Source organism: Streptomyces sp. N35, from assembly GCF_016464295.1.
Taxonomy (GTDB): domain Bacteria; phylum Actinomycetota; class Actinomycetes; order Streptomycetales; family Streptomycetaceae; genus Streptomyces.
The window spans coordinates 97,026-107,176 of record NZ_JAEIMH010000022.1; the positions used below are offsets into that span (position 1 = coordinate 97,026).

The window sequence follows — 10,151 nt, forward strand, 5'->3', positions numbered from 1 at the left end:
CGGTGGGGGGGGGGGCGGCCCGCGCGGCCGATGCCCCGAGCGCCGCCGCGGAGGCGGCGGCGACGGTGGCGGTGGCTGTGGTGAGGACGGTGCGGCGCTTGGGCATGGGCGGGCTCCCTGGTCCGTGGAACGGTGGGTGGTGCCTCTGCCCGCCCATCGTCATGGACATGCCCTACGGGTGGGAAGGGGGCGTTCCGGTCGCGGGCGTGCGGGCCCTGCTCCCCTTGCTGGTCAGGAAGACCCGCCGCCGTCACCGGCACCGCAATGCGGGCCCGCCCTGAGCCTCACGCGTCGAACGTCGTCTCCCGCCCCACCTTGTCCCAAGCCGCCAGGTCCGCCCGTACCTGGTCGAGGTGGCCGAGGATCGTGTCGATGGAGTCGCCGCCGAGGGCCAGGCGCAGCGGGGTGTCGTCGGCGTTCAGGGCCGCGAGGACCGCTGCCGCCGCCTTCGCCGGGTCGCCCGCCTGGGTTCCGCCGCCGGTCTCGACGTAGGTGCGGGTCGCGCCGACCGTCGCCTCGTAGTCCTCGATCTCGCCCTTGCTCAGGCTGTGGTTGCCGAACAGGCTGGTGCGGAAGGCGCCGGGCTCCACGATCAGGACGTCGATGCCCAGCGGCTTCACCTCCGCCTGAAGTGCCTCGGACAGGCCCTCCAGGGCGAACTTCGTCGCGCTGTACGCCCCGAAGCCGGCCATCGACATCTGCCCGCCCACACTGCTGAGCTGCACGATCGCGCCCGAGCGGCGGGCCCGCATGTGCGGGAGCACGGCCCGGGTGAGTGCCGCGGGTCCGAAGAAGTGCACGTCGAAGAGCGAGCGGAGGTCCGCGTCGCTGTTCTCCTCGACCGAACCGACGTGTGTGCGGCCCGCGTTGTTGACCAGGACGTCGACGCGGCCGTGGCGGGCCACGATGTCCGCGACCACGGTGTCAATCGCGTCCGTGTCGGTCACGTCGAGGGTGACGGCCTCGACCTGGTCCGGATGCGCCGCGACCAGATCGTCCAGAGTGCCGGCGCGGCGGGCCGCGGCCACGACCACGTCGCCCGCGCCGACCGCCGCCTCGGTGAACGCCCGGCCGAAACCGCTGTTGGCGCCCGTGATCAGCCAGACCTTGCTCATGTTCCCCAACCCCTTCAAGTGGTGTTCCTCGGTACGGAGTTCAGCCTCCCCCGGCCGTCCCTTCCCCGTCCAAGACCCACCGTGATAACCATCGGTTATGGATGTCCACGGGCGGGACCTGCGCTACTTCGTGACGGTCGCCGATGAGCTGCACTTCACCAGGGCCGCCGAGCTGCTCTACGTATCGCAGCCTGCGCTGAGCAAGCAGATACGGGCCCTGGAGCGGCAGTTGGGGGCGGAGCTGTTCGAGCGGGACCGGCAAGGGGTGCGGCTGACGGCGGTGGGGGAGGCGCTGCTGCCGCAGGCCCGGCGGGTGCTGGCCGCCTGGGATGCGGGGGAGGCGGCCGTCGAGGCGGCCAAGGTGCGGCAGCGCGCGACGCTGGTCGTGGGCATGAGCCACAGTCCGGCGCGCGGCGGGCTGCGGCCCGCGATCAGGTCGCGGTTCACACAGGCGTGTCCCGAGGCCGAGGTGCGGATGCGGCAGGTCCCGTGGGAGGACCCGACGGCCGGGCTCGCGGACGGTTCCAGCGATGTCGCCTTCGTGTGGCTGCCGTTGGCGGACGAGGAGCGCTACCGGTGGGTGCTGCTCGCCACCGAGGCGCGGCAGGTGGCGCTGCCCGAGGACCATCCGCTGGCCGCGAGGGAGCGGATCGCTTTCGCCGACCTTCTCGACGAACCCTTCCTCGCACTGCCGCCCGAGGCCGCCGAACTGCGGGACTACTGGCTCGCGTTGGACGAGCGCGGCGGGCGCCGGCCCCGTATCGGCGCGGAGATCGCAAGTGTCGACGAGACGTACGAGGCGTTGGTGGACGGTCGCGGGGTGTGCCTCGTGGCGACCGGCAACGTGCCGTTGGTCGCGCGCGGCGGCGTGGTCACGCGTCCGGTCGACGGCGTGGCACCGAGCCGGTTCGCGCTGGCCTGGCGGGCGGACGACGCCCGGCCCCTGGTGACGGCCTACGCGCAGGCGGCGCGGCTCGCCGTGGGGCGGGACGGGCCCAGGTAGACCACACGGTCAGGGCTGTGCGAGGTAGACCACACGGTCAGGGCTGTACGAGGTAGACCACCTCGCGCCGGGTGCGGCCCGCGACCACCGCGGCGACGGCGAGGAGCGCGCTCGCTCCCCACCAGTACCTCTGGCCGACCTCCAAGTGCTCACCGCTGAGGAAGAAGCCGCCCCCGTGCTCCTGGAAGACCAGCGTCATCCCCACCAGGGCCGCCAACTGCAGCACGGCCTGCACCATGCCGGCCATGGCGCCGGTGTCCTCCGCCGTGACCTCGGTGGCCACGGCGAACAACGGGCCGCAGGACAGGCCGAGTCCGAAGGCGCACACGAGCAGGCAGCCCCCGATGGCGAAGAAGGACGAGCCGTGGTCGGTGAAGCCGAGCGGCAGGACACCGGCGGCCGCGAGCAGCAGCCCTCCGGTCAGACGCGCCTGGCCGGCGACGTGGGGCGCGACGACCCGTGCACTGAGCAGGAAGACGAGCACCGCCACGAGTGCGCAGGCGATAACCAGTCCCCAGCCCTGCAGGCCCGAGAAGCCCGCCTGCCCCTGTGCCACCACCGCGAGGGCGAGCCCCGTCAGGCCCAGCGCGAGGACCGAGCCCCGGCGGTTGCGGTCCCGCCACACGTACGGCGGGAGCATGGGGGAGACCGCGCGGGCCTGGTGCCAGAAGAACCCGACGAGGAGGAGGACGGCCGCCGCGAAGATCAGGAGGGTGAACGCCGCACTCCAGTGATCGGCGGAGGACCGGTCGAGGGCGAAGCCGAACAGGACGGTTCCGAGGGTGCTGAGGAGGGCACCCACGGTGTCGAAGCGGGCTCCCGGGCGGCGCGGCGTCCGGTCGCGTACGACCGCGGTGGCGGCGGCGAGGACGAACAGCGCCAGAGCGGCGACCAGGACGTGCGAGACCCGCCACGCCAGGTTGCCTTCCAGCGTCCTGGCCACGGGGAACGCGAACAGCGGGCCGCCGATGCCGACCAGCGCGTAGGTCCCGAACGACCGGGCGCGGGACGGGCCTTCACCGGCGGACGAGGCGGTCAGGCCGAGCGCGGCCGAGGTCACCAGGGCCGCACTGATGCCCTGGAGGATGCGCCCCACGAACAGACCTTCGGTGCCGGGCACCGCGGCGCTCACCACGCCGGCCGCCACACTGCCGCTCAGGCCGATCAGGAGGACGGGTCTGCGTCCGATGAGATCGCCCAGATGCCCCGCGGTCAGGAGCAGGCCGCCGAAGGCCAGGAAGTAGCCGGTGCAGGCCCAGGCCACATCGGCGTAGGCCAGGTTGCCGTCCGCCATGGCGTAGTGGAGGGCCACCGCGGCTACGGCAGCGTCGAGGACCACCGTCAGCTGCGCGAGCACGGCGAGGATCCGTGTACCGCGCAGTCCTTGCCGGGGATCCGTGGGCGGCGTCGGGTGCGCGGGTGTGGTCGGGTGCGCGGGCGTGGTCGGGACGTAGCCCGCCGGACCGGGCGGTGGCGTCGGGGCGTACGGGCCCGGCTGAGGTGCGTACGCCGGAGGAGCCACCGGCGCGGGCGGTGTCGGAGCCCCCACGGGTGCGGGCTGTACGGGCAGACGCGGGTCCGGCACGGCAGGCGGGACGCGTGTCTGCGGCGCGAAGTCCAGCAACTGCGCCGCATGGCGCCCCAGTTGGGCGAGCACCGCCCCCGGCAGCCACTCCTCGGCCGTCCGGGAGGCCGTCCGTTCCATGATCTGCGCCGGGCCCGGCCGCCGCGCGGGGTCCTTCTCCAGGCATGCCCGTACGAGATCGAGCAGCCCTTCCGGTACGCCGGTGAGGTCGGGCTCCTCCTCCGCGATCCGGAACAGGTGCGCGTTCAGACCGGTCGTGCCCGCCCCGAAAAGCAGCCGTCCCGTGGCCGCGTACACGAGGACGGCCCCCAGGCAGAACACATCGCTGGCCGGGGTGAGTTCGAGCCCGCGGACCTGCTCGGGCGACATGAAGCCGGGCGAGCCGATCAGCATGCCCGTGTGCGTGAGCAGGCTGTCCGCGGTGAGGCTGTCCATGGCGCGCGCGATGCCGAAGTCGATGACGCGGGGTCCGTCGACGGTCACCAGGACGTTCGAGGGCTTCAGGTCACGGTGGATCAGACCCGCCGCGTGCACGGCCGTCAGGGCTTCGGCGAGACGGTGCGCCAGGACCCGTACGGACGACTCCGGCAGCGGCCCGAAGTCCTTGGCCACCACGGTCGTCAGGTCGGGCCCGGGGATGTACTGCGTGGCGACCCACGGCACCGACGCGTCCGTGTCCGCGTCGAGCACATCGGCCGTCCACGCACCCCCGACCCGCCGCGCCGCGGCCACCTCGCGCGCGAAGCGCCTGCGGAACTCGGGGTGCGCGGCGTGCTCGGCCTGGACGACCTTCACGGCCACGGTCCGGCCGCCCTCCGAACGTCCCAGATAGACCAGCCCCATGCCGCCCGCGCCGAGCCGGGCGATCAGGCGGTACGGGCCGATATGGGTCGGGTCTTCCGCGATCAGCTGGTCCACAGAAGGAAGCTAGACCAGGCCGTCGGCCACAAGAACCCTTATGAGACAGACAGTTGATGATCCGTTACGTAGTCACCGCGCCCGGCGTGGTCACCGCGCCCGCACCAGCTCCGCCGGTTCGCTCCCCGGCCCCCGCCAGTCCTCCACCAGGAGCCTGCCGCCGGAGTACGGCGTGACCCGCTCGCTGTTGCGTGCGCCGCAGGCGGAGTTCGGCGGCGGGTCCGAGGGCCCGTACACCAGGCCCTTGTCGAGGGAGGCGAGCACCTGGGTGGTCGTGCAAGGGGTGTCGTACCGCTTGTCGACGACGGTGATGCGCGCCGTGCCGACCGCGCCCGCCTCGATCGTGAACCAGATCTTGTTCCGGTTGCCCTCCATGTCGAGGGCCTGCCACTTGCCGAGGTAGCTCTCCGGTACGGCGGTGCCCGCGCGGCTGAGCCGCAGTATGCCCGCGCCCGACGTCATGGTCAGGACGTCCGCAGACTCGGCCGTCAGCGACATCTCGGTCGGGAACTCGCACTTCTCCGGATTGCGCTGCAGCGGAATGACCCCGCCGTTCAGCTCGAGCGTCGAGGAGTCCGCGGAGACGGCCACCGACTTCCGTACGCACATCCAGTCGTTGCCGACGTCCACGGAGGTCGCGACCGTGTCGCCCTCGCCGCCCTCGGCGATGTCGATACGGAGGATGCCGCCGCCCCCGGGCAGCTCGCCCTCCCAGCCGCCGACGAACCCCGCGGCGACCTGGCCGCCACCCGCACCGCCCTCGGAGCCGCCGCCGCTCTTCCCGGACTCGGAGGCCGAAGGCCCCGGCGACTTCGTGCCCTTGTCCTTGCCCTTGTCCTTGGACTCGGAGGGCTTGGGCGAGGGCGACCCGGAGACGGACTGCGACGCGCCGCCCGCACCGTTCTTCCCCTGCGCGCCCGTGCCTCCTCCGTCGTCACCGGCGGGATTCAGGACGTACGCCAGGGACGCCGTCGCACACACGGCGAGCACCGCACCGGTCGCGATGAGCCCGGCGCGGCGCTTCTTGCGCGGCGGGGCAGGAGCCGCGCGGACGTGCTGCCGGGACACCTCCGCCGCGAGGAGCGCCGAGGCGTGCCGGGCCAGCAGCGCGAGTACGGGCTCCGGCAGCCAGGGACCCAGCGGATCAGGGTTGGTCAGCTCCAACAGCCGCTCGGGGTCCGGCCGTTCACCGGGTTCCTTCCTCAGGCACTCCCGTACGAGATCGAGAATCCCCTCCGGTACGCCCTCCAGCTCCGGCTCCTCGAAGGCGACCCGGAACATCAGCGCGTGCGCCCCGCTCTCACCGCCCTCGAAGGGGCCGCGTCCGGTCGCCGCGAAGACCAGCGCGCACCCGAGCGAGAACACATCGCTCGCGGGCGTGAGCCGCTCGCCCCGCACCTGCTCGGGGCTCATGAAACCGGGCGACCCGAGCACCGCACCGGTCTGCGTCAACTGGCCGCCGGTGACCGTGTCGAGCGCGCGGGCGACACCGAAGTCGATGACGCGAGGGCCGTCGGCGGTGACGAGAATATTGGAGGGCTTCAAGTCGCGGTGGATCAGGCCGGCGTCGTGGATGGCGTGCAGGGCCTGGGCGAGACGGTTGGCGAGGATGCGCAGGGAATCCTCGGGCAGTGGCCCGAACTCCCTTGCCACCAAGGCCTGCAGCGACATCCCCGGGATGTACCCGGTGGCGAACCACGGGACCGCCGCGTCCGTGTCGGCGTCGATGACGGGCGCGGTCCACTCCCCGCTGACCCGCCGCGCGGCGGGCACCTCGCGCGCGAACCGCTCCCGGAACTCGCTCTGCCCGGCCCGCCCACTCTGCCCCACCTTCACGGCGACGGTACGTCCGGCGCCGGCCCGCGCGAGATACACCCGCCCCATGCCGCCGCTCCCGAGCCGGCCGATCAGCGTGTACGGACCGATACGGCTCGGCTCGTCCGGCGTGAGGGGTTCGAGACCGTCCATGGGTCACTCGGCCCGGTCGCCGAGGGCGGCCCGGGCGGGGGCGGCGACCGTCGGGTGGGTGTCCTCGGGGTGCTTCGCGTCGCGCTTGCGGGTCACTTCGCCTCTCCTGCCAACTGCTCGGTGGACTCACGTGACGTGCGGCGGCCAAGGCTTGCGCCCTGCACTTCGGGAGAGACGAGCCGCACAGGGTCCGCGGTTTCAGGCAGCGTAGTGGGGGAGCACGAGCCTCGTCCGACGCCCGTACGAACGGGCGGCGATGAGCAGGCCGATCCCCCACACCAGGAACTGCGGGATCCCGTACACGGTGATCCAGCGGCTGAAGATGCCGGGGTCGTTCCATTGGGCGACGGTCTGGAAGGCGGCGAAGGCGGTGTAGGCGAGGAGGAGGGCCGCGACCGTGACGGCGGTGGTGGTCAGAGTGCGGGGCGGGACCCTGCGGCCGTGGACCAGGGGGACCCGGCTCGGGAACACCAGGCCCCAGGGGCGGACCAGACTCAGCGCGAGGACGCCGGCCAGTGCGGCGAGACCGCTGAGGACGAAGAGGTAGGGGCCGCCGCCGTCGGCGTACCAGTCAGGGAACTTGCTCTCGTCGGCCCAGAGCGGAACCCCGAGCGCCCACACGGCATGCAGCGGGATGAAGCCGGCGGTCGCGGAGAGGGCGGAGGCGTACGCGGCGCGGACGGCGCGACGCGGTGGGGGCGGGACGGCGGGGGCTGCCGCGGGTACGGAGCCGGGGGTGGAGTTGGGCTTCGAGCCGGGTGCGGAGCCTGACGTGGTGGTTCCGGGCATGGCGGTTCTGGGCATGGCGGGTCCCCTGGAAGGAGTGGCGTGTGGAGTGGTGAACGGGGTGTGCGCTCGGCACTGACTGTTCCAGGGGCGGCAGGCCGGCACATCCGCGCTCAGGGCGGTGCTCGCTCATCCCCGGGTGTGACCCCGGTGCGGGTCTCCCGCCCGCGTGGGGGAGGCCGGATGCGACCGGGTCACGACCCGCAGATCCGCAGGCCCTCCGGCGTATAGCAGGGCAGATGCCCATGAGTGCGGACCACGTCCTGGCCGCTGCCGCGCATCGCGTAGTTGAGGAAGCTCGACGCCAGGGAGTCGGCAGGCGGGCGGCCGTACGTATGGGCGTACTCGATCTCGCGGAAGGGGTAGGCGCTGTCGATGGCCGGCCGGTGGCCGTCCAGGGTGAGATGGCGGACGCCCTTGGTCGGGGTGCCCGCGCGGAGTTCGCTGTAGCCGATCGCGCCCGGGATGTCGGCGACGGTGGCCAACACCTGGTCCGTGGAGTCGAGTTCGCAGCGGAACACCTTGGCCCGGGTGTCGCTCTTCTCGTGGCAGTCCGCGGAGGACTCGGCCGGCTCGAAGCCCTGCAGGACACGGCGTTGGAAGACGCCGCGCGTACCGGAGTTGGAGTTGCGGCTGGCGAGGATCACCGGGAGGTCGGCCCCGCCCAGCTGGGACCAGGTGCGGATCTCGCCCGTGTAGAGGCGGCGGACGTCCCGCAGGGAGAGGTTCTTCACGCCCACCTTGCCGTTGACGACCAGCGCGAACGCCGAGACCGCGACGCGGTTCTCCGTCAGCTGCTCGTCCTCGGCGGACTTGGGGCCGTCGGACAGGGTGACGAGGGCCGGTGAGCCGGTCTTCTGCGACTCGCCGGCCTCCTTCAGTTCGCGGATGCCGGCCGCGCTGCCCCGGGCGTCCACGGTGATCTGCGAACCGGGGCAGTCCTGCTCGTACTTGGCGGCGAGTTCCTCGGCGACCGGCTTGAACGCCGTGGAACCGACGACCTTTAGCGAGCCCTTCTCGCAGCCTATGGGCGGCGGTGTCTCGCCGCGCACCATCACCAGCGTGGAGAGCGTGATGACGCAGGCCGTGAGGAGGACGGTCAGCACGCGGGCCGGCCTGCTGAACAGGGGCGGGGTGTCGTCGAGGGTGGTGGACCGGGTCTCCACGACGTCGCCGTCCACCAGATCGCCGATGATGCGCACAGGGCTGTCCGTCGCGCCGCCGCCGAGCAGGATGAGCAGCTTGAAGTGCTTGCCCTTGTTGAGCGGTACGCGCGGGATGTACAGGCGGTTGCCGTCATGGCGCAGTCCGGTGGCCGCCGAGAAGTGGCCCATCATGTGCTCGGTGCGGGGCGGCAGGGTCACCGCGATACCGCGGACCGTACGGCCCTCGAACTCCGCGATCAGGCCGTGCAGTTCGGCGCTGTCGTAGTCCTCGCGGCCGATCGCCTGCGAGCCGTCGTTCTCGAAGCGCAGCAGGACGAGGGTGGCGTCCGCCATGCCGCGGGTCTCGTTGAACAGGCCCAGGCGTACGTTCGCCTGGCCCGCCGGGCTGTTGTTGCCGATCGGGGTGTCGAGCTGGACGCGGTAGCCGATGCGTTTGCGCCGCGGCACCCGCCGCTCGTACCAGAGCACACCGGCCGAGGCGAGCACCCCGAGCACGGCGGTCCCGACGGCGATGACGTTCTCGGTGCTCAGCCACTCCATGCTGCCCTGCCTCGGCTCCTCGCACGTGCGTCCGTACGGCGGACGGGGTCACACCGTACGAAGGCGGGGCGGGCGATGGGGGCGGGGATCCGGAGCTTCGGCTGATGTTTGTGCCGCGTTCAACTACGGGGATTCCAGGGCGTGTTCGTCACTCCGTACGCGTATACGTGAGAGGTTCCCCGCCGCTGCCGATCAGCTCGCGTGAGAGGTGGGTGTCGTCCGTCAGGCGCAGCTCGCTGGTCTCGCCCGGCTTGCACTCCGTCGCCTTGCCGAACGTCACCTCGGACGGGCTGAGCACCAGCGCGTTGCCCGCCGAACGCAGCGTGGCGGTCCAGCGGCAGTCGTGGCCGGGGCCCTTTCCGGTGAGGCTCATGACCGTGTCGCCCGCGTTGCCCTGCTGGATCCTCATCACGCGGGTGTTGACGCCGCCCTCGGACTTGAACTCGGCCTCCCAAGTGCCCAGGAACTCCTGGGGGATCTCCCCGTCCGCGGGCGGTGACTGCGTGGTCGGAGCCTGGGAGGTGGGCGGCGCGTCGGTGGTCGCGGGCGGGGTGCTCGGATCCGGAGTCCCCGGTGTGGTGGGGGCGGTCGGGGTCGAGGTGCCCCGGTCCTTTCGGTTGCCCTCGTCGCCCTGCATCACGGCGTACACCGTCCCGCCGGCCCCGATCGCCACGATCACGGCCACGGCCACGAGCAGCACGGTGGCACGGCTGTTGCGGCGCGGCGCGGGTCCCGGCGGACCGTACGGCGGGGTGCCGCCGCCACCGCCGCCCGAGTGCCAGCCGTCGTGCGGGGCGAAGGGCGGGCCAGGCGGCGTGTACGGCTGCCCGGCGCCGCCCGGGTACGGGTGCCCCTGGGCGGGCGGCTGCGGATATCCGTACGCGGGCGCGTGGCTGTGCGGGGGCGGTGCGGCCGGTGAGGGCGCGTGGTTGTGCGGGGGCGGTGCGGCCGGCGTCGGCGCGGGGGACGCGTTCCGGCCGACGATCACGGTGGGCAGGTGGTCGACGGCCGCCTGGCCGGGGGCGCCGGGAGCGCCGGGAGCGCCGGGGGCGCCGGGGGCGCCGGGAGCG

Annotated in this window: 6 protein-coding genes and 1 pseudogene; 1 reads left to right on the forward strand and 6 read right to left on the reverse strand. The window is 72.7% G+C overall.

The genetic code is table 11. The features are described from left to right. Positions 1–284: 284 nt before the first annotated feature. Positions 285–1,115, reverse strand: coding sequence for an oxidoreductase (locus JAO81_RS14820; protein WP_199548309.1), 831 nt, complete (start codon positions 1,113–1,115; stop codon positions 285–287). 97 nt (positions 1,116–1,212) lie between these two features. Between JAO81_RS14820 and JAO81_RS14825 the strand changes: the two genes are divergently transcribed. Further along, on the forward strand, positions 1,213–2,118 hold the full coding sequence (locus JAO81_RS14825) for a LysR family transcriptional regulator (RefSeq protein ID WP_199548310.1): 906 nt from the start codon (positions 1,213–1,215) through the stop codon (positions 2,116–2,118). A 37-nt stretch (positions 2,119–2,155) separates the two neighbouring features. Here JAO81_RS14825 and JAO81_RS14830 read toward each other — a convergent pair whose 3' ends face one another. The 5 genes and pseudogenes from JAO81_RS14830 to JAO81_RS14850 all read right to left on the reverse strand — a co-directional run. Next, on the reverse strand, positions 2,156–4,621 hold the full coding sequence (locus JAO81_RS14830) for a bifunctional serine/threonine protein kinase/MFS transporter (RefSeq protein WP_199548311.1): 2,466 nt from the start codon (positions 4,619–4,621) through the stop codon (positions 2,156–2,158). 90 nt (positions 4,622–4,711) lie between these two features. Further along, a complete protein-coding gene (locus JAO81_RS14835) occupies positions 4,712–6,589 on the reverse strand; it encodes a serine/threonine-protein kinase (protein ID WP_199548312.1) in 1,878 nt (625 codons plus the stop codon). A gap of 198 nt (positions 6,590–6,787) precedes the next feature. Beyond that, positions 6,788–7,393 (reverse strand): hypothetical protein, encoded by a 606-nt coding sequence (locus JAO81_RS14840; protein ID WP_199548313.1) that lies wholly within the window; start codon positions 7,391–7,393, stop codon positions 6,788–6,790. Positions 7,394–7,569: 176 nt separating this feature from the next. Then, positions 7,570–9,081 carry a substrate-binding domain-containing protein gene (locus tag JAO81_RS14845; RefSeq protein ID WP_199548314.1) on the reverse strand — a complete coding sequence of 504 codons (1,512 nt, stop codon included), beginning with the start codon at positions 9,079–9,081 and terminating at the stop codon, positions 7,570–7,572. Positions 9,082–9,229: 148 nt separating this feature from the next. Then, positions 9,230–10,151 (reverse strand): annotated as a pseudogene (locus JAO81_RS14850) (serine/threonine protein kinase); the annotation flags it as partial.